Source organism: Hymenobacter telluris (assembly GCF_017313265.1).
Lineage (GTDB): Bacteria > Bacteroidota > Bacteroidia > Cytophagales > Hymenobacteraceae > Hymenobacter > Hymenobacter telluris.
Genome location: NZ_JAFLQZ010000004.1, coordinates 270969 through 293754, shown reverse-complemented (window position 1 = coordinate 293754; position 22786 = coordinate 270969). Strand labels below are relative to the sequence as shown.

Below are 22786 nucleotides of genomic sequence, written 5' to 3'. Positions count from 1 at the left end.
TATGAGCTTCCAACCCATTTTCGAGGCCCACCCCTGGGACGATACCAAACGCAGCATCTACGCCAAAACCACCGCCGACGTAGAGCAGGCTCTATGCGCGCCTAAACGCACGCTGGAGGATTTCAAAGCCCTGATTTCGCCCGCCGCCGTGCCTTACCTGGAGCAGATGGCGCAACTCAGCAACCAGCTCACGCTGAAGCGGTTCGGTAATACAGTGCAGCTCTACGTGCCGCTGTACCTGTCCAACGAGTGCCAGAATATCTGCACGTACTGCGGCTTCAGCCTCGACAATGCCATCCGGCGGCACACCCTCAGCAGTGTGGAAATCCTGCGAGAAGCGGCCGCGCTGAAGGAGTGGGGCTATGCGCACGTGCTGCTCGTGACGGGCGAGGCCAACCAGACGGTAGGCGTTGAGTATCTGCGCAATGCGCTCCGGACGCTGCGGCCTCATTTTGCGCACCTGTCGATGGAAGTGCAGCCGCTCAGCCAAGTTGACTACGAGCTGCTGATTCCGGAGGGGCTGAATACGGTGCTGGTGTACCAGGAAACCTATCATCAGGAAGACTACAAAAAACACCATCCCAAAGGCAAGAAATCTAACTTCCAGTACCGCCTCGATACCCCCGACCGGCTGGGCCGCGCCGGGATTCATAAGATGGGCCTGGGGGTGCTGTTTGGGCTGGAAGACTGGCGGACCGATAGTTTCTTTACCGCCTTGCATCTCAGCTACCTGGAGAAAACCTACTGGCAAACCAAATACAGCTTGTCGTTTCCGAGGCTGCGGCCGGCTGAGGGGCTGCTGCAACCCAAAGTGGAAATGACGGACCGGGAGCTGGTGCAGCTGATTTGCGCCTACCGCTTGCTAAACGAAGAAGTGGAGCTGTCGATTTCCACCCGCGAAACGCCCACTTTCCGGGACCATATTATCCGGCTGGGTATCACCTCAATGAGTGCCGGCTCGAAAACCAACCCCGGCGGCTACGTGGTAGAGCCGGCGTCGTTGGAGCAGTTTGAAATATCCGATGAGCGCAGCCCCGCCGCCATTGCCGCCATGCTCCGGCGCCAAGGCTACGAGCCGGTATGGAAAGACTGGGACCAGGCGCTGAGTAGTTAACCCAAGTTGCGGACTAGCCGCGTAGCGGCGAAAGGGTGGTAGCTACCGGATTCTGTTGGAACGGTGCGCCGCGTAGCGGTGCCAGAAGGGGGTGTGCCTCTGGCACCACTACGCGGCGCGTCTGTGGCCTGCTGAGCTACCAACCTTTCGCCGCTACGCGGCTAATCCGCAACTTGGGTTAGGTAGTGTTAAGTGGTAAGTGCTTGGTAATGAGACGTGAGTAGTAGGCTATGAGGCTGCGTACTAAACTCTCTGTAACTCAGTTTACCGCACTAGCAAGTTGCTTCGACCAGCTCAGCATGACGGTCTGGTTTAATTTTCCGGCTTCCTAAACAGCTTCATACTCAAAACTTACTACTAGATATCCACCCATGAACACCGCCCAACAAAACCGCTACGCCCGGCACATCATGCTGCCCGAAATCGGGCTGGCAGGTCAGCAGAAACTAGCCCAGGCTGCGGTGCTGGTGGTAGGCTGCGGGGGCCTGGGGTGTCCCGTGCTCCAGTACCTGACGGCGGCCGGCGTGGGCACCATCGGGCTGCTCGATGCCGATACCGTAGCCGAAAGCAACCTGCAACGGCAGGTGCTCTACGCCACCGCCGACGTGGGCCAGCGCAAAGTGGACGTGGCCCGGCAAAAGCTGGCCGCCCTGAACCCGCACGTTACATTCCAGCCCCAGGCCGTGCACCTAACCGCCGCCAACGCGCTGCGCATCCTGCCCGCGTACGACGTGGTGGTGGACTGCTCCGACAATTTCGCGACCCGCTACCTCATCAACGACGCGTGCGTACTGCTGGGCAAGCCGCTGGTATTCGGGGCCATCTTCCGGTTCGAGGGGCAGCTCAGCGTTTTCAACTACCAGGGCGGCCCCACGTACCGCTGCCTCTACCCCGAGCCCCCCGCCCCCGACGAAATGCCCAATTGCGCCGACAGCGGCGTGCTGGGTGTGCTGCCGGGCATTATCGGCACGCTCCAAGCCACTGAAACCCTGAAAATTCTGCTGGGCCTGGGCGAAGTGGCATCGGGTAAGCTGCTGGTGATGAATAGTTTGACGCTGCACTTCGAGAGCTTCGAGTTCAAAGCCCAGCCAGGCAATCAGCAACTCAAGCAACTCGTTGACTATGAGGTGCTGTGCGGCACGGGTGTCCTGGAAATAACGGCCGCCGAGTTCAAGCAAAAGCTAGCCGCCAGGGAGCAGCTGCAACTGCTGGACGTGCGCGAGCCGCACGAACACGCGCAGCGCAACATTGGGGGCCGGCTGTTGCCGCTAAGGGAGCTGGCGCAGCACCTGAGCACACTAGACCCCGCCGTACCTATTGTGGTGCATTGCCAGTCGGGGGGGCGGAGCCGGCAGGCAGCGCGCTTACTCCAGGAGCAGGGGTTTGCGGAGGTGTATTCGCTGCAAAACGGCCTAGCGGATTTCTGACTGCAACCGGCGAAGCGCTGCTACCGGGTCGGGGTGCTGCCAGATACCGCCCAACACGGCCGCTCCGGCAAAGCCCGCCTGCTGCACCTGACTGATGTTAGCGGGTGTAACTCCCCCCAGTGCTACCACCTGCGGCACGTAGCTGCTACGGCGTTGCCATTGATGTATAGCGCGTTGCACCTCCTCCAGGCGGAAGTTGCTGCGGTAGCCAGCTTTGCTGGTGCTGTCGAAGAGGGGGCTCAGAAACACGTAGTGGTAGCGGCGGCGGTGCTGCGCTACCTCGGTTAGGCTGTGAAACGAGGCGGAAACGCTACGGCCCCGTAGCTTGCGCAGCAAGGCAGGCGTTTGAGGGTGCCGCCGGCTTTGCTCGGTCAGGTGTATGCCCCTGAGGTTGTAGCGCAAGGCTAGCGCGTAGTGGCTGTGCACCACCAGCCGCGCATGGTATTGCGGCGGAATCTGGTGCAGGTAGCCTTCCATTTCCGCCATGCTCCAGCCCGGCTTGCGCAGGTGCGCCACCGTCAGGCCGTGCTCGAACAGGCGAGCCAGTAAGCCGGGCTCAGCAGCTATGCGTTCAGGCTGGGTGACAATCAGGAGGGCGAAGGGCATAGGGTAATGGGTTGGGAGGAAAGGATGGCGCTAAAGTAACGCTGCTATCAGTGAGGCCACGGCACGAGTACGGCCGCTTGGTAGTGCAGTCTGCTAGGAGGCGCGTAAAACGGAGCAGCATCCTACTTACTCCGCGAAGCGAGAAGATGGCTGGGAAATTGGGCCCGGATGCCGCTCCCGGTGTCTCAAATGAAGCGCCGCTTCGTGGTACTGCGCACCGTACCTTTGCTTAGTTACTCAGTCACTCCGTTACTCTCCCAAGGTGCGCATCTGCTTTATCCTGAACCCCACTTCCGGCACCAACCGCACGCAGGACGTGCCCGCTCTGCTTTCGCGCTACGCCACGGCCGCCGGAGCCGACTTTGTGGTGTGGCCGACCGAGTATGCCGGCCACGCCGAACAGCTGGCCCGACAGGCCGCCGCCGATGGGTTTCGGGTGGTGGTAGCAGTGGGCGGCGACGGCACCGTAAACGAAGTGGCGCGGGGGCTGCTGGGCACCCCGGCGGCACTGGGCGTAGTGCCCCGCGGCTCTGGCAACGGGCTGGCCCGGCACCTCAAGCTGCCGCTGGATATTGCGGGGGCCGTACGCCGCGCATGTGCGCCCACGTTTCAGCGCATTGATGTGGGCTACCTCAACGGCCGGCCATTTTTCTGCACCGCCGGCCTGGGGTTTGATGCGCACGTGAGCAAGATGTTTGCCAAGGCGGGCACCCGCGGCCTGAGCACCTACGTGAAAGTAGCCCTGCGCGAGTACCGCCGCTTCCGGCCGGTGCCGGTGCAAGTGACCCTGCAAGGCCAGGAACTGTTCGATACCCATTGCTACGTGCTGGCCTTCGCCAATGCCGCCCAGTACGGCAACAACGCCTACATTGCCCCGCGGGCTGATATTCAGGACGGGCTGCTGGATGTGTGCCTGATTGATGGCCTCTCGCTAACCCGCGCCGTGCGGGTGGGGGTGGGGCTGGCGCTGGGTACGCTGGCCACCTCGGGCCAAGCCGTGTACCACACCTCCCAGCATATTCTGGTGCAGTCGGCCGCCCCGCTCGGCTTCCACATCGACGGCGACTACGTGGAAGACGCCACCGCTTTTGAGGCCCGCTTAGAACCGTTGGCGCTGGAAGTGGCAGTGTAGAGAGTAACGGAGTAGCGGAGTAACTGAGTAATTTTGCTGATAATAACAGGCAGTTACGCAAACTGCTCGGTTACTCCGCTACTCCGTTATTCTTCCATGAAAGCCGATAAAAACCGCCGGGAAGGCGTGGTGTATTCCACTAACCCCGATTTCGACTACCAAACCAACGACGAGCAGGAAGCCACCACGCTGCCTCCGCAGCAGCAAAACCTGCGCGTACAGCTTGATAAGAAAGCCCGCGGCGGCAAGCAGGTGACGCTCGTTACCGGCTTCGTGGGGCAGGACGCCGATTTGCAGGCCCTAGGCAAGCTGCTCAAGACCAAGTGCGGCGTGGGCGGCAACGCCAAAGACGGCGAAATCCTCATCCAAGGCGACTTCCGCGACAAAGTACTAGCCGTGCTGCTGGAGCAGAAGTACAAGGCCAAGAAAGCCGGTGGGTAAAGTCAATTAAAAATTATGAATTAAAAATTAAAAATTGAACACTCGTACTTCGTATAGGAAGCTAGGCGGCCAATTTTTAATTTTTAATTCATAATTTTTAATTGAAGCAGTGCCCTTTCCACGTCCTCGGGGGTGTCGATGCCGAGGGTGGCCAGCTCGGTTTCGGCGGTGAGGATGCGGTAACCGTGTTCCAGCCACCGCAACTGCTCCAGGCTTTCGGCTTGTTCTAGTGGCGAGGGCGCCAGCTGCGTGATTTCGCGCAGCACATCGGGGCGGTAGGCGTAGAGGCCAATGTGGCGCAGGTAACGGTGGTGCAGCAGCCAGTCGGCCGAAGGGAACTGGCGCTGGTAGGGCAGGGGGTGGCGGCTGAAATACATGGCGTACCCCTGCGTATCGAGCACCACTTTGGGCAAGTGGGGGCTGAATAATTCCTCGTCGCTCACTACAGCTTTCACCAGCGTAGCCAGCTGGGGCGGCGCGGCGCGGTCGAACAGGGTCACCAAGGCGTCAATCTGGGCGGGGTGAATGAACGGCTCGTCGCCCTGAATATTGATGATGCAGTTGGCTTGTACGCCCAGCTGCTCGTAAGCCTCCCGTACCCGGTCGGTGCCGCTGGGGTGGTCCGACGACGTAAGCACGGCCTCGCCACCGAAACCCAGCACGTGCTGCTGAATCCGCTCGTCGTCGGTGGCTACCACCACGCGGCTCAGGCTGGACTGGCGGGCCTGTTCCACCACGCGCTGAATCATGGATTTGCCACCCAAATCAACGAGCGGCTTGCCGGGCAGGCGGGTAGAACTGTAGCGGGCGGGAATAATGCCAATAGCAAGCATGCGGAACGAGGGGGCGTAGGTGAAAGAGGAAACCAAAGAAAGCCACGGGAAACCAGAGGAAACCACAGGAAACCGGCAACAAAACAAGCAATAAAAAACTTCCGCAGTCCTATTTTGCACGGCGGGCAACGCCCGAATCCGTAACTTTCGGCAGACTTTCTGCAAGGAGGTCTTTCCCGCTGAGTTGACTGCGGTACTTATCCGGTTTTTTGCTTTCCATTGGCTACGGCCTATTTCCTCGTATGTTCCGATTCTCGTTGCTATCCGTTGCGCTTGTTTTCTCTGGTTTCTCGGCTCTGGCCGCTCCGCGCTTCGTAGCTCCCCCCGACTCGATTGGGGTGGAGTACCGCAACAACAAAGTCCTCATCAAGCACCGCGTGGCGCCCGGCGAAACGCTTTACGGCCTCTCGCGCCGCTACAAAGTGCCCGTCGACCAAATTGTGGAAGCCAACTCCGGCCAGAAGGGCGCCCTCACCACCGGTCAGATTGTGCTGGTACCGCGCCAGCGGGCCGTAATGAATACGCCCGCCGCCCCTAAAGCGCCGGCCACGGCCAGCGCCGCCAGCCGCCTGCCCACGGATGCCCGCGGCAACCGCCTGCACAAGGTAACGGCTGGCCAAACGCTGTTTTCCATTGCCCGCCAGTATGGCACCACGCCTCAGGCGCTGGCCCAACTCAACGGGGTATCCACCAGCTACAACGTGCGCCTCGGCCAAACCATGATTGTAGCGGCCGGTACGCCGCCCGTCCGCCGCGAAACGCCCGCCGCGCCGGCCACCCGGGAGCCGGTAGTAGCGGCTGCCCCAGCCCCAAGTCAGCCCGCGCCTACTCCGGCTCCGGCGCGCCCGGCACCTCGCCCCGAGCCCGTTGAGAAGCCGCAAGAGGCTGCCACTCCGGCCCCAGAGCCTGCCAAGGAAGAGGAGCGTGCCCCCGAGCGGGCCAGTGAGATTGTGCGCCGCGTGACGGAAAGCGGCCTGGCTACCAGCATCCCGAACAGCAATACCGACAAGTACTTAGCCTTGCATAAAACGGCTGCCGTGGGCACCATCATGCAGGTGCGCAACATCATGAACGGCCAGTCGGTGTACGTGCGCGTAATCGGTGTGCTGCCCAACACCGGCGAAAACAACAACATCCTGGTGCGCCTCTCGCCCCGCGCCGTGCAGCGCCTGGCCACCCCCGACGCCCGCTTCCGGGTGGAAACCAGCTACGTACCGTAAGGGTGAACTAGTGAAGCGGTGAAATGGTGAGTTTGACGTTCTGATTGTGCCACTTGCGCCACTAACTCACTGAACTCACTACTTCACCACCTCACCATTTCACTTTATGAATCAAGCCCAGGTCCGGACTGTACTAGAGGAAAACTACATCCGCTACAACCAGCCGGCGTTCATCCTCAACGACCCTATTCAGATTCCGCACCGCTTCACGCTCCGGCAGGATGTGGAAATCAGCGGGCTGTTTGCGGCTTTGCTGGCCTGGGGGCGGCGGCCCACCATTATCAGCAAGTGTAATGAGCTGATGCGCCGCCTGGACGACGCGCCCTACCAGTTCATCACCCAGCACCAGGAGGAGGATCTGAAGCGCCTGCTCGGTTTCTGCCACCGCACCTTCTGCGACACCGACTTGCTGTACTTCGTGCACTGGCTGCGCTGTTTCTACTCCGGCCACGACACGCTGGAGGACGGTTTCCTGCTGGGCAGCACCCAGAAAGAACGGCTGGAGAATTTCCACAACCTGTTCTTCAGTCTCGACGACGCGCCCCAGCGTACCCGCAAGCACGTGGCCACCCCGGCCCGCGGCTCGGCCTGCAAGCGCCTGAACATGTACCTGCGCTGGATGGTCCGCAAAGACACCCAGGGCGTGGATTTCGGCCTCTGGAACCGCCTGCCGATGAGCGAGTTAATATGCCCCTGCGACGTACACGTAGACCGGGTAGCGCGCCGCCTGGGTTTGCTGGACCGCAAGCAGGTGGACTGGCTGGCCGCCGAAGACCTCACCGCCCACCTGCGCACCTTCGACCCCCAGGACCCCGTGAAGTACGACTTCGCGCTGTTCGGGCTGGGCGTGGAAGGCGAGATGTAGCGCGAAAATCTGTTTCACGACGAGTATAGCGAGTATCTAGCGTTGGCGCAAGTAGCGCGGTACTAAACTACTCGCCTTGCTCGTCGCGAAACAGATTTTCGCGCTACATCATTTATTAACTCCGCTGAATCTTTCTCGCCTCCCAGACTGTTTATCTTTACATTCCAACCCGAGTACCAACTACCCATTACCCACTACCTGATTTGATTCTTCCCAATAATTTCGAGCAAAAGATTGGCTTCGCGCAGCTGCGCGACATGCTGGACTCGATGTGTCTGAGCGCGCTGGGCCGCCAGTTTGTGGCCAAGATGACCTTCCAGACCAAGCACGACCAGCTGGAAAAACTCCTGCTTCAAACCGATGAATTCCGCGGCCTGCTGCACAGCGGCGCCGATTTTCCGAGCCAACACTACCACGACGTAAACCCGCAGCTGGTGCGGGCCAGCCTACCCGGTGCTTACCTTGATGTAGCGGCTTTCTTCGCCGTGAAAATGAGCTTGCGCACCATCCGCCAGGCCCTGACTTTCTTCAGTCAGGCCGAAGAGGAAATGTACCCCACGCTCCGCTTGTTAGGTATTGGCGTGCAAGTGGACCGCAACCTGCTGGCCGCTCTCGACAGAGTGGTGGACGACGAAGGTGCCGTGCGCGACAACGCCTCGCCGCTGCTGAGCCAGATTCGGCAGGAGCTGATTGCCCGCCAGGTACAGTTGCGCAAGCAGATTGCCGGTATCCTGCGCCACGCCAAAAACGAAGGCTGGATACCCGGCGACGCCGAGCCCACCATCCGGGGGGGCCGCCTGGTGCTGCCCATTATTGCCGAGCACAAGCGCCGCGTGAAAGGCCTGATTCACGATGAATCCGCTTCGGGCCAGACCGTGTACATCGAGCCGGAGGCGGTGTTCGAGCTCAACAACGACATCAAGGACCTGGAAAACGCCTATCAGCGCGAGTTGATTCGGATTCTGACGGCCCTCACCGACCAGCTCCGTCCGCACATTCCGGATTTGCGCAAGGCGTATCAGTACCTGGGGCTGCTGGATTTCATCCGGGCCAAGGCACGGCTGGCGCTGGCGCTGGAAGCCACCCTGCCAACGCTCAGCGCCCGGCCGCTGGCGCGCTGGAAACAGGTGCGGCACCCGCTGTTGTACCTCACATTTCAGAAGCACGCCAAAGACGACCCCCGCCAGGTGGTGCCGCTGGATGTGGAGCTAAACTACGAGCAGCGTATTCTGCTGATTTCGGGGCCGAATGCCGGCGGTAAGTCGGTGGCAATGAAGACCGTGGGTTTGGTGCAGTACATGTTGCAATGTGGGTTGCTGATTCCGGCTGGTGAGAATTCCGAGGCCGGCATGTTCGATGACATCTTCCTGGATATTGGTGACGAGCAGAGCCTGGAAAACGACCTGAGTACGTATTCCTCGCACCTGCTGAGCATGAAGCAGTTCGTAACCCTAGCCAACAAGCGCAGCCTGGTGCTGATTGACGAGTTCGGGACGGGTACCGAACCCAGTTTGGGCGGGGCCATTGCCGAAGCCATTCTGGAGCAGCTGAACCGGGCCCGCAGCTTCGGGGTGGTGACTACGCACTACACCAACCTCAAGAACTACGCCGAGCGTACACCCGGCATCGTGAACGGGGCCATGCGCTACGACCCCGAGCAATTGCAGCCGCTCTACCGCTTGGAAGTGGGCAAGCCGGGCTCGTCGTTTGCCATCGAAATTGCCCGCAAAATCGGGTTGCCGAAGCAGATTGTGGAGCGCGCCACCCAGCTCGTCGGGAAAGACAAAATCCGCTACGACCGGCTGCTGGAAGGCCTGGAAAAGGAAAAAACCGACCTCGAAGCCCGCACCGCCGAAGCCGCCAAGCAGGAGCGCCGCCTCAAAAAAGCTGCTCAGGAATACCAGGACCTCAAGAAGTACCTCGACGATACCACGCTCGACGTATTGCGCGATGCTAAGCAGAAAGCCAAGGCGCTGCTCAAGGACACCAACCAGCAGATTGAGGCCACCATCCAGGAAATCCGCCTGGGCCAGGCCGACAAGGAGCGCACCAAGGAAGCCCGCGGGAAGTTGGATACGTTTGTGCGCGAGAAGCTGCAAATCGAGCCCCCGAAGCCCAAAGGTACCCGCGAGCTGGCCGAAGCCGGCTCCCTGAAAACCGGCGACAAAGTGGCCTTGATTGGGCAGGAAGGCTACGGCGAGTTGATGAGCGTGAAAGGCAAAACGGCCGAAGTGAGCTTTGGCGGGATGAAAACCATCGTCAAAGTCAACCAGCTGGAAAAGCTGACCCGCACCGAAATCCGGGAGCGGGAAAAGGAAGCGGCCCGCAAGGCCCCGGCCCAGTATTCGGGCTTCGACACCACCGGCAAGATGTCGAATTTCAACCCCACGCTGGACTTGCGCGGCGAGCGGGCCGAGGATGCCCTCAACAAAATCATGGCCTACGTGGATGATGCCGTGATGCTGGGTGTGCCGGAAATCAAGTTCCTGCACGGCCGCGGCAATGGCGTGCTCCGCCAGGTGGTGCGCGACTACCTGCACCGCACCCGCCAGGTGGCCAGCGTAGCCGACGAGCACGCCGACCGGGGCGGCGACGGCGCGACAGTGGCGGTATTAAAGTAGATTTGCCCCAACATCTGTCATTCCGACCATAGGGAGGAATCCAAGTAAGCTGCCAGCAACATACTCGGATTCCTCCCTGCGTTCGGAATGACACTTTTCTTACTAACTATGCACCCACGCAACCGTCACGCCGCCCGCTACGACTTCCCCCAACTCATAGCCGCCAACCCCGAGTTTGCGTCCTTCCTGACGCACACACCCACCGGCGAAGAAACTGTGGATTTCACTGATCCGGCCGCCGTGAAGGCGCTCAACAAGGCGCTGCTTAAGCAGTTCTACGGCGTGCAGCACTGGGATATTCCGGCCGGCTACCTATGCCCGCCAATTCCCGGCCGGGCCGACTATATCCATCATGCCGCCGACCTGCTGGCCAAGGTGAACGGGGGCGAAGCGCCGCGGGGCAAGGCGGTGCACGTGCTGGATATTGGGGTAGGAGCGAACTGCGTATATCCCATCCTCGGGACCCGCGAGTACAACTGGCGCTTTGTGGGAGCCGATATTGACCCGGTGGCCATTCGGGCGGCTAAGCACATGGTGGCGGCCAACCCAGCGCTAACCGGCCGCATCGACCTGCGGCTACAAAAGCATGCCACGGATATTTTCGAGGGCATCGTGAAGCCCCGCGAGGAGTTCGACCTGACGGTGTGCAACCCGCCGTTCCATGCCTCGGCAGCGGAAGCCGCCGCCAGCAACCAGCGCAAAAACCGCAACCTTGGCCATGCTCAGTCACTAGAGCCAAGCCCAAACTTTGGGGGCAAAAACACCGAGCTGTGGTACGAAGGGGGCGAAGAAGCGTTTGTACGCCTCATGGTGGAGCAGAGCGTGCCACTGGCCTCGCGGGTGTTGTGGTTTACCTCGCTCATTTCCAAGAAGGAAACCCTGCCCAGCGCTTACCACTTCCTCAAGCAAGCCGGCGCCCTCGACGTGCAAACTATTGGGATGAACCAGGGCCAGAAAGTCAGCCGCCTAGTCGCCTGGACGTTCCAGGACGAGGCGCAGCAGCAAGCATGGCGCACGCGCCGCTGGAAGTAACGCAGTTCAGAACGACTGTAGAGACGCGACACGTCGCTTCTCGGCGTTGAACGGCTGGAATTGCACCTTTGTAACCAACCTCAGCATGCGGAAGACGCGAAGTGTCGCGTCTCTACATCGTTTCTCAACAAAAAAGGCCTCTTCTATTTAGAAGAGGCCTTTTTTGTTCGGAAGTCAACTTCTTACTCCACCACTACGCGGCTAACCTGCGTGGCTTCGGGCGTAACAATCTGCACCATGTACAAACCGGCGCGGAGCGTGGAGGCGTCCACGGTTACCTCCTGGCCGTGTAGCGGGCGGGTTTGCGCTAGTACCACGCGGCCGGTTACGTCGCGCAGAGTGACGGTGGCGGTGCGGGCCTTGCTGGCTTCGAGGCGCAGGGCAAACGAACCGTGCGTGGGGTTCGGGTACACCTGCACGCTGCTGCGCTGCACGCTGGCTTGCCGGTTGGCCAGAACCAGGTTGCAGGGACTGACGCCGGCTACGTTCTGCTCGGTGATGCGCTGGTAGTACTCTTGATAGTACTGGTTCACCACGCGGGCGTCGTGCACAATGAGGGTGTTTTCGTCGTTATCGGTGTTGGCGGCGGCGCTCCAGTTGTGCGAGCCCACAAACACCGTCGGGTCTGATTGTGACGCACCGGCATCTACCAGCACGTATTTGTGGTGCATGGTGCCCGGTATGGCATCAAACATCACCCGGTTGCCTAGTGCCGTACGCAGCGTGGTCGGTACAGCCGGGGCGCTGTCACTGGCATCATCGAGCAGCACTTCCGAGCAGGCCGCAATGCTGGCCGCCAGCACCTGGTCGCGGATGGCGGTGGCAATTTCTGGGCGCGTGATGAGCATGGTGGCCACGTGCAGGTCGTTGTTGGCGGTCTGGATGGTGGCAATCAAACGCTCCTGCACGTTGTCGGTGGGCGAGAACCACGACTCCACGGCCTTGCCGGCAATGCTGAGGTAGTGCGGCGTGTTGTCGGTTTTGGCCGCGCCGAAAACGCCCGCCGTACCGTTGCCGAACATTTCGTTGAACTCCATGGTGTACACGCGGGCCAGGCTTTGGTCCTGCACAGCAATGGCGCTGTTGCGGTCAGACACCAGCTGCGCCGGCGTCCAGTTCGTGGAGCCGGTCCACACCCAGGGGCGGTTTGGGTCGGTGCTATTGGCATCAATCACCACAAACTTGTTGTGCATGATGGCCGTTTGGGTGGCGCGGCCCACCCGCGGAATGGTGGCGTCCATGCCCGCAATGCTCACGTTGGTATTGTCGGCTTCGTACACCACTCGCACCACCACGCCACGCGCCTTGGCTGCATTTACGGCGGTCAGGATTACGGGGCTATTCCAGTTATAGATGGCAATGTCGAGGGTTTGCTGAGCCAGGTTGATGTAGCGCGCCAGGGTGTCGGCAATGGTGCCGTTGGGCAAATACACGGCGTTGTTGCCCGGCAAGGCCCGCGTGATATTCACTTGGTTGTTGAAGTAAGTGCGCATCTTGCCCGACGACAGCGAAGCGGTAATCATGGGCACCGGGGCCAGCTCCGAGCGGCCGCTGGCGTTGCTGGAACTCACCTTCACGTAGTACACCGTACCCGGCTGCAAGCCCGTAATGGAAGCCGTATGCTGGGTGCCCACCGTGGTATTGTTCACCTGCTGGGTGAGGGTAGTGGGCGTGAGGCCGTATTCCAGGCGGGTATCCCCGGGGTTCTGCGTTGGGAAGCTCACCGTGAAGCCGGCGGTGGAAATAGCCGTTGCTGAAGGCGCCCCAATAACGTTGGGCGTGGTGCCCAGCTCGAAATCGGCGTAGAGGCGGGGTAGCAGCTGGTAGCCGCCGGTACCGCTACTACTGAACTGGCTCATGATGCCGGTGAGGGCGAAATTACCGTTGGGCGCAATCTTGCCTACCACGCCGGTTGGGCCCGTGGACGCCGTGTTGGTGCGCACAATGGCGCCGGTGGTACCGTTGAGCAGGTAGTTGGTGTTGCCGGAAAACGTGTAGAACGGGCTGCCGCTGGCCGTGGTCAGGCGGGTGTTGCCGGTGATGCGCACCACCTGGCCTTCGTAGGCTTCCGCGAATACCGAACTCACGCTGCCCGCCGCCACCGTAGCGGCCGGCCGGATGGTGCGGCCGGTAGCCAGCACCGAAACCGACGTAACCGGGTCCATTTCCAGCAAACCGTTGAAGTTCTTCAGCGTGCCGCTGATTTGGATACTGTCGCCGGGTACCAGCGCATCGAAGCCGGTGGCGCTGGTGGAGTAAGCGGCCAGGCCAGCGGTACCGTCCTGCAAGTAGCGAATCACGCCCAGCTCCGCGCCGTTGGTGACTACGCCCCGCACTGTGACAGTGGCCCCAACGCCCGCCGTGCGGGCCGCCGCAATGCTAACAGGCGTTTGCGCCAGCACCGGCTGCGCGGCAAACACCCCGAAAAAGAGAGCCGACAGAGTAAAAGTTTTCATCAAGCAGTAGAAGTAGTGGGAAGCAGAAAAAACAGGCAAAACGAATTGCAATATCCGGCTTTTCGGTGGTGTTTCTGCTGGCTACTAGGTTATTTCCAGGTTATTCATGCAGATAATCAGAAAGCAAAAAGCGCCAGACCCACTAAAAACGGGCTTGGCGCTTTTGTTAAGCTATTAGCTACTGCCTGAAAGCGTTAACAGCTAAGAAATAAGCTACATAATGTTTACCTCGGGGTGCAGTTCGATGCCAAACTTCTCGCGCACTGAGGCAATGATTTCGTAGGCCAAATCCCGAATATCCTGGCCCTGCGCGCCGCCGTGGTTGACGAGCACCAGCGCCTGCCGGTCGTGCACACCGTAGGGGCCGCGGCGGTGGCCCTTCCAGCCGCTTTGCTCGATCAGCCAGGCGGCGGGCACCTTCACGCCGCCGGGTACGGGGTAGCCGGGCACCTCAGGGTAGTGCGCCTGCAGCTCATCGAACTTGTGCTGCGACACTTCCGGGTTCTTGAAAAACGAGCCGGCATTGCCAATTTCGGCGGGATCGGGGAGCTTGCTGCGGCGGATGTGCACCACGGCCTCGCTCACGTGGCGGGGCGTGGGGTCACCGGCTATGCCGAGGTCTTGCAGGGTGGTTTGGATGGCACCGTAGCTGACGTTGGGCTGGGGGCGGCGGTGCAAACGCAGCACCACGCTGGTTACGATGTACTGATTTTTGAGCGGGCCCTTGAACACACTTTCGCGGTAGCCGAAGCCGCATTCTTCCATCGAAAACGTGCGCAGCCGCCCCGTAGCCGTTTCCAGCGCCTCCAGTTCCTCGAACGTGTCTTTCAGCTCGGCGCCGTAGGCCCCAATGTTCTGCAACGGCGCCGCGCCCACCGTGCCCGGTATCAACGATAGGTTCTCGATGCCGCTCAAATCCTGATCCAGCGCGTACTGCACCAGCCCGTGCCAACTCTCCCCGGCCCCGGCCCGTACCAGCGCCGTGTCCTCGTCCTGGCTGATAATTTCCAGCCCGCAGATTTCGTTTTTCAGCACCACGCCGTCGAAGTCCTTGGTGAACAGCAGGTTGGAGCCGCCGCCCAGAATCAGCTGCTCGGCTTGCTGCACTTCGGGCAGCGCCAGCAACGCCCGCAACTCGTCTACCGACTGGAAGCGGGCAAACAGCCGGGCTCTCACTTCAATGCCAAAGGTGTGATAGGGGCGGAGGGAAACGTTGTGTTCGAGCATGGGGCAAAGATAGGCTGTAGCGCGAAGCCTTTGCTTCGCGTATCCGTTGGCAGGGTTATTACACGGGCAACGGCAGTCGTGCACCGATGCGCGAAGCAAAGGCTTCGCGCTACAACTTACCGCACCCGGTACCCGCTCAGCGAGTAGTACAGCAGATACGCGTAGCACAGTGCGGGCAGGATAAAGGCTACGCGTAAGCCGCCGCCATTTGTGGCTACCCAGCCCATGATAAGCGGTATGATAGCGCCCCCCACAATGGCCATAATCAGGTAGGAGGAGCCCTGCTTGGTAAAGGCACCTAAGCCTTTGATGGCCAGCGGGAAAATAACCGGCCACATTATCGAGTTGCAAAGCCCGCATAGTACCACCAGCCACAAGGCCGCCTCGCCACGGGTCAGCACCGAGGCCAGCACCAATGCTACGCCTGCCAGACACACGCCCGCCAGCATGCGCCGGTCATTGAAGCGGCTCAGCAACGGAATGCCCACAATGCGCCCAATCATAGAGCCAAACCAGTACGACGACACCAGTACGGCCCCAATAGCTTTGGTGAAGCCCGTGGAAGTATCAACCGGCACGGGTGTCTGGCCGATGAGCAGCAAGCCGTAATTGGTAACGGCATTCAGGCCCCGCACCAATGCCTGAGTGAAGCTGCTCAACTGCGTGATATTCTGAGATTCGCCGTAGCGGATCAGGAAATCCCCGAGGCCTACTTCCACCCCCACATACAGAAAAATGGCCCCGATGCCCAGAACTAGATGGCGGAATTGAAGGGCGGAATGACGGCCAGCGGTGGTAGCCGAGGCAATTTCTTCGGTTTCATCAGCCGGAATGCTATCAATTTCGGGTAGGCGCAGAAGCCAGAAAATACCGCCCAGGACAACCAGGAAGATAGCCAGACCCAGGTAGGGCGACTTCACCAGCGCGGCTTCTTCGGCCAGGCGCTGCTCGGCGGAAAGCGTGGCCAGCCGCGTTTGAATGGCCGCCGCGCTGCCGAACAGCAAGAGCCCCCCAATCAGCGGCGACAAGGTGCCCCCCAGATTATTAGCTACTCCCACAATACTCACCCGGCTCGCGGCCCGGTTGGCGGGGCCCAGCACTGATACGTATGGATTGGCCGCCACCTGCAACAGCGTAATGCCGGCCCCCAACACGCCAAGGCCCGCCAGAAACAAGGCAAACGCCCGCGCATTGGCCGCCGGGATAAAAAGCAGGGCCCCGGCCGCCATGACCACCAAGCCCACCACAATGCCGCGTTGGTAGCCCAGCCGCCGGATAACCCAACCCGCCGGCAACGACATCAGGAAATACGCTATGAAAAACGCAAACGGTACCAGCGACGATTGAAAATCAGTCAGTTGACAGACGTCCTTCAAATAGGGCATCAGCACCCCGTTGAAGTTGGTAACGGCCCCGAACAGGAAGAACAGGGCCGTCATGGCCACCATGGGCAGTGCGTAGCTGCGGGCCGGAGCGGCGGTATTGGTAGGAGCAGAGGAGGGGAGAGGAGTAGCCATAGCGGCAAAATAGGCAGGAAAAAGAAAAAGCTGGCCTAAAGGCCAGCTGGGAGTAAGTATAGTGTGGAGAAAATAAGGAATAAGCTTGGAGCCCTTTCTTCATTTGATATGAATCAAGAGCTTTATTATCGCCTTCTATTCTTTTTTATTAAGTGTATCAAGAATGTTTTTTAGCTCATTAGCATTTATTGATCCTTCACTAGATACAGTCCCTTCGTCTAATTCATGCTTCAATTCTTTAATATTTCTTTCGTAGTTGTCTTTATATTTTTGTCGCAGTTCCAGAGTATCTTGATGAGTCATTGTTCTTCCAAACTTGTTCATCCAAATCTGCGTTTCCGGAGGAAACGCACCGCCGACAGAATTGCTTCTTGTAGTTTCAATAATATTTACTGAATAGTCGTGTTCTAAAATAAAATATCCGCTAAAGGTTGTCAGGTTGCTGTCCTTGTCTAATATATTATGGATGTGTTTTAGTACATAAATCTCTGTGTTAGGAATTTTTGCATCATTTTCTGCTGTGTATGACTCTGAGTATTTACTAAATGAAATAGGTTTGTAGCTATTAGGATAAAGAGCATTATTTTTTATCCAATCAGATATTCCTTTCTGAGATTTTCTGATGTTATCTTGATAATGTTTGTCTTCTTCTGATGTAAGGCGGTGTTTACAACTGTTGATTAGTAGAATAATTAGAATGGTTGAAATTTTTACTGCTTTTTTGTGAGTGTACATCTAGTATTAGTATAAATCTACAAGTAGGTTTTGAAACTATGAGTAGTGGCAATAAAGATAGACGATTACCGCTACAACTAGAAGCAGAGCTACACGGCGCACCTATCAAGGCAAAAGAAATTACCCGCGCATAGCCCGCCAACATTCCCGACCTTTGCGGCTTCACCTCACTACTGCTCCGCATGGCCCCATCTCGCCGCTCCGCCCCGTTCTACATGACTGCCACCACCCAGTTCGGCCTGGAAGAGGTGCTGGCCGAAGAGCTCTACCAACTCGGCGCCACCATCGACAAGGTTGGCCAGCGGGCCGTGGAGTTCAGCGGCGACATGCAGCTGTGCTACGAAGCCAACCTCTGGTGCCGCACCGCCATCCGCATCCTGCGGCCCTTTGCCGGCTTCTACGCCCCCGACGAGAAAACGCTCTACCGCGAAACCGGCCGCATCAACTGGGCCGAATACATCCGCCCCGACCAGAGGTTTGCCATTACGGCCGTCGTGAACCGGTCCAACCTGGAGCACTCCCTGTTCGTGGCGCAGCTTACCAAAGATGCCATTGTGGACCAGTTCCGGAACCGCACCGGTGATCGGCCCAGTGTGGACGTGAAGAACCCCGACATCCGGCTGCACCTGCACATGATTGAGAATGAAGTGGTTTTGAGCCTCGATTCCAGCGGCGAATCCTTGCACCGGCGCGGCTACCGGCAGCAAACCAACGTAGCCCCGCTCAACGAAATCCTGGCCGCCGGCATCCTGCTGCTGGCCGATTGGGACGGCCGCAAAACCCTCGTGGACCCCATGTGCGGCTCGGGTACCATCCTCACCGAAGCCGCCCTCATCAGCCAGCGCATTGCGCCCGGCCTCTACCACCAAGGCAAGTTCAGCTTCGAGAACTGGCCCGATTTCGACCAGGCCCTGTGGGATTCGGTGCGCCTCGATGCCGAGCAGGCCCGCCTCGAAGAGCCCCAGGCGCAACTAGTAGGCTCCGATATTTCGCCCGAATACATCGACCTGGCCCGCGAAAACGTGTCGGCGGCCGGCTTAGAGGATTTCGTGCGCCTCTCGGTGCGCGACGTGCGCGACGCCGCTGCGCCAAAAGGTGAGCCGGGCATTGTGGTGATGAACCCGCCCTACGGGGAGCGAATTGGCGAGGAAACGGAGATGGATGCCCTCTATAAAACCATCGGCGACACGCTCAAATCCGGCTTTCCGGGCTACGACGCCTACATATTTACCGGCAACCTGGAAGCCGCCAAGCGGGTGGGCCTGAAAGCCTCACGCCGCATTCCGCTCTTCAACGGCCCCATTGATTGCCGCCTGCTGAAGTACGAGCTGTACCAGGGCAGCCGCCGGGCCTCAACGATTACCTCACCCCCCGGCCCCCTCTCCAAAAGAGAGGGGGAGCCAGACGCAGGCAAGTAATACGCTAGTTTAACTTAGTGGGAATCATTATTGTGATAGGTTATGAATATATCAGACGATGAACGGAAAGACAAACCGTCACTATCCGGTGCGCAGGAGCATGTTTTTACAACGGATGCTAAGCGGTGGGTCAAGCTAAAAGAATTTGCGCGAGTTAACCGAAAGCTGCCTACGGAATCCGAAAACCTGCTTTGGCAGGAGCTGCACGGATAAAAGCTGAATGGCTGGAAATTCCGCCGCCAACACGCCATTAGTGGCTTCATTGTCGATTTCGTTTGCCTATCCGCGAAGCTTGTCGTAGAAGTTGACGGCAAAGTCCACCAAGAAGCAGAACAGGCGGAATACGACGCTGGCCGCACGCATAGCTTGCACGAATTGGGCTACACGCTACTACGATTCAGCAACCCCCAAGTCACGCACAACTTATTACAAGTGCTTGAAACAATCCGCCAGCAGCTACAGCTAAAAAGCTAAAAACCAGTTCCCCCTCTCTTTTGGAGAGGGGGCTAGGGGGTGAGGTCCCCCGCCAGTACGTACCTTTGCAGGCTAATTCTCTGCCTCATGCCCTCTTTCGCTGACCTTGGCCTCGCGCCCGCCCTTCTGCAAGCCCTGGAAGAACTCCAGTTCACTACGCCCACGCCCGTGCAGGAGCAGGTGCTGCCCCTCACGCTCGATGGGCAGGACGTAGCGGGCCAAGCCCCCACGGGCTCCGGCAAAACCGCAGCCTACGGCCTCGCGCTGCTACAGCAGGTGGACGTGAAGAACGACGCCGTGCAGATGATTGTGCTGGTACCGGCCCGCGAGCTGGCCTTGCAGGTGCGCGACGCCCTCAAGAAAATGGGGAAATACCTGCCCAATCTGCGGGTGGCGGCGTTCTACGGCGGCCACGCCTTCCGCGAAGAAACCGCCTCGCTCAAGCAGGCTCCGCACGTGGTAGTAGCCACGCCCGGCCGGTTGCTCGACCACTTCGAGCGGCGCAGCATCATCCCGAATCAGCTGAAAACCCTGGTGCTTGATGAAGCCGATAAGCTGTTGGAACTGGGTTTCCAGGACGAGCTGGTGGAAATTGTGAAGCGCCTGCCCCGCCGCCGCCAGACCCTGCTGTTCTCGGCTACCATGTCGGATAAGGTACTGGATTTGATTCGGAAGAACCTGACCCGGCCGCGCGTTATCAACCTGGGCCAGGACGACGACCGGCTGCCCGAAAACCTGAAGCTGATTGGCCACGTGGGGGCCATTGAATTGAAGCCGGCGGCGCTGCTGCACCTGCTGCGCCAGCCCGAAACCGGCCGGGCCCTCATTTTCTGCAACACCCGCGAGAAGTGCATGGAGCTGGTGCGCTTCCTGCAAGGCCGCGAAGTAGCCGCCGAAGTGCTGCACGGCAAAATGCCCCAGCCCGAGCGCGACAAAGCGCTACTCAAGCTCCGTAACGGGTCCAGCCAGGTGCTGGTAGCCACCGACGTAGCCGCCCGTGGCCTCGACGTAACCCTGCTCGACACGGTAGTGCAGTACGATGCGCCCGACAAAGCCGACAGCTTTCAGCACCGGGCCGGCCGTACCGCCCGCGCCGGCGCCGAGGGCACCGCGCACCTGCTGGCCACCGTGAAAGAGCAGGCCCACGTGCAGAAATGGCCGGTAGCCGCCAGCATCCAGTGGCGCGACATGAAAGCGCCTAAGCTGCCGCCCGCAACGGCCAAAGCTCCCAAACCCGAAAACGTGACCATCCACGTTACGGCCGGCAAGAAAGACAAAGTCAGTGCCCACGACCTGGTAGGGGCCTTTGTGAACGTGGGCGGCGTCACGCGGGAGCAAGTCGGCCATATTGAGGTGTTCGACTACTACAGCTACGTGGCCGTGCCCCGCCAAATGGCCCCCGACGTGTTGCAGCGCCTGCTTGGGGCCAAAGTGAAAGGCAAGAAAGTGCGCGTGTCGTTGGTGGAATAACGACAGGCAGCCGTAATGCAAGCGCGGGGAGATGCATACAGTATGCGTCTCCCCGCGCTTGTGCTTTAAAGCCTTCCACAACGGTCATGCTGAGCTTGTCGAAGCATCTCGCTGGCATTAGTATATGACTACTTTGGCGGGAGAGATGCTTCGACAAGCTCAGCATGACCGTTCTTATAGTTGATTGTGCGTAGAGTTGTGGCTATTGCTTCGGGGGTTAGGGCTTGTCGGTGCGTAGGGAGGCCAGCACGGTGTGAGCGTGGTGGAAGTCGCCGTGTTGCAGGTGGTTTTCCGTCATGACGCCGTTGGTGGGGGCCACTACGAAGGAAACAATGTAGCGGGAAGAGCCCGCCGTTTCTTCGCTTACTTTGGCCAGGAGCTGCCCGGCTTGCACGTGCTGGCCCGGCGTGAAAAATAGTTGAAGAACGTGTCCTTTGACACCCGCCGTAATGGGGCGTATCGTGCCAGAATCGTCGGCGGAAGCCGGGGCAGGTGCTGAGGTAGTTGTGCTAGTGGTGTAAGCAGGCAGAGCTGGTGTAGTGCTGCTCTCGGAAAGGGATTGGGTGGCCGTCAGAGAAAACATGGCGCTGCTGACTACCAGGGAGTTGAATACTCCGTGTTTGAAAGGCATGATGCTGGTGAAAATGCAGGGCAACCCTGCGGTTGTAGCCGGTTAGGCAACGGGGCGCTGACTGCCACCGTGTTGGGCAGCCACGCAGGAAACAAAGTCGCCGACGGTGCGCAGCGGTACTTCGTCGGGGATGGTGAGGTGGAAGCGGCGCTCCAGCTCCAGAATAATATCAACAACGTCGAGCTGGTCGAAATCCAACTCGCCGAGCGTTGCGGCGAAACGCAGGCGCCGCGGGTTGATGTGCTTGCGTTGGCTGATAATGCGCCGAACTTTTTGGGCCAGGCCAGCAGGAGCATCAAGAAGGTACGATTGGGACAACATGATTGAGAGGAAAATTGGTAGGTCACACAAGCAGAGTGGCTCGGCCTTTTTTGTAGGCTTGCTGGTTGTAGTGAGCCTGGGCTGGGCAGGAGCGTGTACTACCGAGTGTGGCTACCAGTAGTGCGCATACAAATGTATATACATTTAATGTATATACATTTGTATGCGGATCATATTTTACTGGAACTATTGGGCAACTAAGGATGCCACTGGCTGCCGCGTCACTTTTTGTAGCGTTTCGGCCAGTAGTTGGTAGGAGTACAGCCGTGCCTCATGGCTGAAAATATTGGAAATAGCCATGATTTCGTTGGTTTGCGTGAGGTCGATAAACTCTTGCAAATCAGCTTGCAGCGTGGCCTTGCCGCCAATGAAAGAATAGGCCAGCATCTGTTCCACCGCTTGTTGCTGCATTGGGCCCCAGATGGTGCGCATCGAATCGACGGGTGGGGGCAACTGGGTGGGCTGGCCCGTGACTACGCTCATCATAAACTGCTTCAGCGAGGTAGAGAGGTACTCGGCTTGGGCGTCGGTTTCGGCGGCTATTACGTTCACGCAGGTGACAACGTACGGCTGCGCCAGCGCGGCCGAAGGCCGGAAATTCTGGCGGTAGATGTTCAGGGCAGCCAGCAGCTGAGCGGGCGCAAAGTGGCTGGCGAAGGCGTAAGGCAGGCCCAGGGCCGCTGCCAGATAGGCGCTGTCGGTACTGGAGCCCAGTACGTAGATCGGAACGTCGAGGCCTTCGCCGGGAATAGCCCGCACCTTGCTGGTGCTGTTGGCGGCGGAGAAGTAGGTTTGGAGTTGCTGAATATCCTGCGGAAAATCCTGCACGCCGCCAAAGCGGCCACCCCGAATGGCTTGGGCCGTTAGCTGGTCGGTGCCGGGGGCGCGGCCCAGCCCCAGGTCGATGCGGCCGGGGTAAAGGGAGGCCAGGGTGCCCACCTGCTCGGCCACCACCAGCGGAGTGTGGTTAGGCAGCATAATCCCGCCCGAGCCAACCCGCAGCGTAGAAGTACCGCCCGCAATGTAGCCCATCAGGATGGTGGGTGCCGAGCTGGCTACGCCTATCATGTTATGGTGCTCGGAAAGCCAGAAGCGGGTATAGCCAAGGCGTTCAACGTGTTGCGCCAGAGCCAGGCTATTGTGAAAGGTGGCGTTTGGGGTATTGCCTTGGGCAACGGCGGCCAGGTCCAATACGGAAAAAGCAACGGAAGAAGTATCTGGGGTCATAGTTGGGAGCGTAAGGATG

The 22786-nt window shown here is 59.4% G+C and carries 20 protein-coding genes; 11 read left to right on the top strand and 9 right to left on the bottom strand.

What is annotated here, in order from left to right:
- The first annotated feature begins 1 nt into the window (after window position 1).
- Together thiH and moeB are read left to right on the top strand one after the other, a co-directional pair.
- Window positions 2-1114 carry a 2-iminoacetate synthase ThiH gene (gene thiH, locus J0X19_RS08660; RefSeq protein ID WP_206983890.1) on the top strand — a complete coding sequence of 371 codons (1113 nt, stop codon included), beginning with the start codon at window positions 2-4 and terminating at the stop codon, window positions 1112-1114.
- 371 nt (window positions 1115-1485) lie between these two features.
- Window positions 1486-2541: a molybdopterin-synthase adenylyltransferase MoeB gene (gene moeB / locus J0X19_RS08655; protein WP_206983888.1), complete on the top strand. Its 1056-nt coding sequence runs from the start codon at window positions 1486-1488 to the stop codon at window positions 2539-2541.
- Here the strand turns inward: moeB and J0X19_RS08650 are convergent.
- Complete coding sequence (locus tag J0X19_RS08650; protein WP_206983887.1) at window positions 2527-3147, bottom strand: thiamine phosphate synthase; 621 nt, start codon at window positions 3145-3147, stop codon at window positions 2527-2529. The genes moeB and J0X19_RS08650 overlap by 15 nt on opposite strands.
- A 262-nt stretch (window positions 3148-3409) precedes the next feature.
- On the opposite strand from J0X19_RS08650, the gene J0X19_RS08645 reads away from it, so the two are divergent.
- Together J0X19_RS08645 and J0X19_RS08640 are read left to right on the top strand one after the other, a co-directional pair.
- A complete protein-coding gene (locus tag J0X19_RS08645; RefSeq protein ID WP_206983886.1) occupies window positions 3410-4279 on the top strand; it encodes a diacylglycerol/lipid kinase family protein in 870 nt (289 codons plus the stop codon).
- Window positions 4280-4375: 96 nt separating this feature from the next.
- Complete coding sequence (locus tag J0X19_RS08640) at window positions 4376-4720, top strand: translation initiation factor (RefSeq protein WP_206983885.1); 345 nt, start codon at window positions 4376-4378, stop codon at window positions 4718-4720.
- Window positions 4721-4803: 83 nt separating this feature from the next.
- On the opposite strand, the gene kdsB is transcribed toward J0X19_RS08640, so the two are convergent.
- Complete coding sequence (kdsB, locus tag J0X19_RS08635) at window positions 4804-5553, bottom strand: 3-deoxy-manno-octulosonate cytidylyltransferase (protein ID WP_206984133.1); 750 nt, start codon at window positions 5551-5553, stop codon at window positions 4804-4806.
- Window positions 5554-5795: 242 nt separating this feature from the next.
- Here kdsB and J0X19_RS24985 point away from each other — a divergent pair, with 242 nt between their 5' ends.
- From J0X19_RS24985 to rlmF, 4 genes are all read left to right on the top strand, one after another.
- Entirely contained in the window at window positions 5796-6773 is a 978-nt protein-coding gene (locus J0X19_RS24985) for a LysM peptidoglycan-binding domain-containing protein (RefSeq protein ID WP_206983884.1), read from the top strand.
- 106 nt (window positions 6774-6879) lie between these two features.
- Complete coding sequence (locus J0X19_RS08625) at window positions 6880-7638, top strand: TIGR02757 family protein (protein ID WP_206983883.1); 759 nt, start codon at window positions 6880-6882, stop codon at window positions 7636-7638.
- 203 nt (window positions 7639-7841) lie between these two features.
- Complete coding sequence (locus tag J0X19_RS08620; RefSeq protein WP_206983882.1) at window positions 7842-10259, top strand: endonuclease MutS2; 2418 nt, start codon at window positions 7842-7844, stop codon at window positions 10257-10259.
- 108 nt (window positions 10260-10367) lie between these two features.
- Window positions 10368-11291, top strand: coding sequence for a 23S rRNA (adenine(1618)-N(6))-methyltransferase RlmF (rlmF, locus tag J0X19_RS08615; protein ID WP_206983881.1), 924 nt, complete (start codon window positions 10368-10370; stop codon window positions 11289-11291).
- A 182-nt stretch (window positions 11292-11473) separates the two neighbouring features.
- Here the strand turns inward: rlmF and J0X19_RS08610 are convergent, their stop codons facing one another.
- The 4 genes from J0X19_RS08610 to J0X19_RS08595 form a co-directional block, all read right to left on the bottom strand.
- Complete coding sequence (locus J0X19_RS08610; protein WP_206983880.1) at window positions 11474-13747, bottom strand: phospholipase D-like domain-containing protein; 2274 nt, start codon at window positions 13745-13747, stop codon at window positions 11474-11476.
- 213 nt (window positions 13748-13960) lie between these two features.
- Window positions 13961-14974, bottom strand: a complete 1014-nt coding sequence (gene murB / locus J0X19_RS08605; RefSeq protein WP_206983879.1) for a UDP-N-acetylmuramate dehydrogenase — start codon at window positions 14972-14974, stop codon at window positions 13961-13963.
- Between the two features lie 116 nt (window positions 14975-15090).
- Window positions 15091-16491, bottom strand: coding sequence for a sugar MFS transporter (locus tag J0X19_RS08600; protein ID WP_206983878.1), 1401 nt, complete (start codon window positions 16489-16491; stop codon window positions 15091-15093).
- Window positions 16492-16626: 135 nt separating this feature from the next.
- A complete protein-coding gene (locus tag J0X19_RS08595) occupies window positions 16627-17226 on the bottom strand; it encodes a hypothetical protein (RefSeq protein WP_206983877.1) in 600 nt (199 codons plus the stop codon).
- Between the two features lie 182 nt (window positions 17227-17408).
- On the opposite strand from J0X19_RS08595, the gene J0X19_RS08590 reads away from it, so the two are divergent.
- From J0X19_RS08590 to J0X19_RS08580, 3 genes are all read left to right on the top strand, one after another.
- A complete protein-coding gene (locus J0X19_RS08590; protein ID WP_206983876.1) occupies window positions 17409-18644 on the top strand; it encodes a THUMP domain-containing class I SAM-dependent RNA methyltransferase in 1236 nt (411 codons plus the stop codon).
- A gap of 216 nt (window positions 18645-18860) precedes the next feature.
- On the top strand, window positions 18861-19118 hold the full coding sequence (locus J0X19_RS25240; protein ID WP_206984132.1) for an endonuclease domain-containing protein: 258 nt from the start codon (window positions 18861-18863) through the stop codon (window positions 19116-19118).
- A gap of 87 nt (window positions 19119-19205) precedes the next feature.
- Entirely contained in the window at window positions 19206-20588 is a 1383-nt protein-coding gene (locus J0X19_RS08580; RefSeq protein ID WP_206983875.1) for a DEAD/DEAH box helicase, read from the top strand.
- A gap of 217 nt (window positions 20589-20805) precedes the next feature.
- Here the strand turns inward: J0X19_RS08580 and J0X19_RS08575 are convergent, their stop codons facing one another.
- The 3 genes from J0X19_RS08575 to J0X19_RS08565 form a co-directional block, all read right to left on the bottom strand.
- Window positions 20806-21219, bottom strand: a complete 414-nt coding sequence (locus J0X19_RS08575; protein ID WP_206983874.1) for a biotin/lipoyl-binding protein — start codon at window positions 21217-21219, stop codon at window positions 20806-20808.
- A 42-nt stretch (window positions 21220-21261) separates the two neighbouring features.
- Window positions 21262-21540, bottom strand: a complete 279-nt coding sequence (locus J0X19_RS08570; protein WP_206983873.1) for a phosphopantetheine-binding protein — start codon at window positions 21538-21540, stop codon at window positions 21262-21264.
- Between the two features lie 186 nt (window positions 21541-21726).
- Window positions 21727-22767: an LLM class flavin-dependent oxidoreductase gene (locus J0X19_RS08565; protein ID WP_206983872.1), complete on the bottom strand. Its 1041-nt coding sequence runs from the start codon at window positions 22765-22767 to the stop codon at window positions 21727-21729.
- Between the last annotated feature and the right edge of the window lie 19 nt (window positions 22768-22786).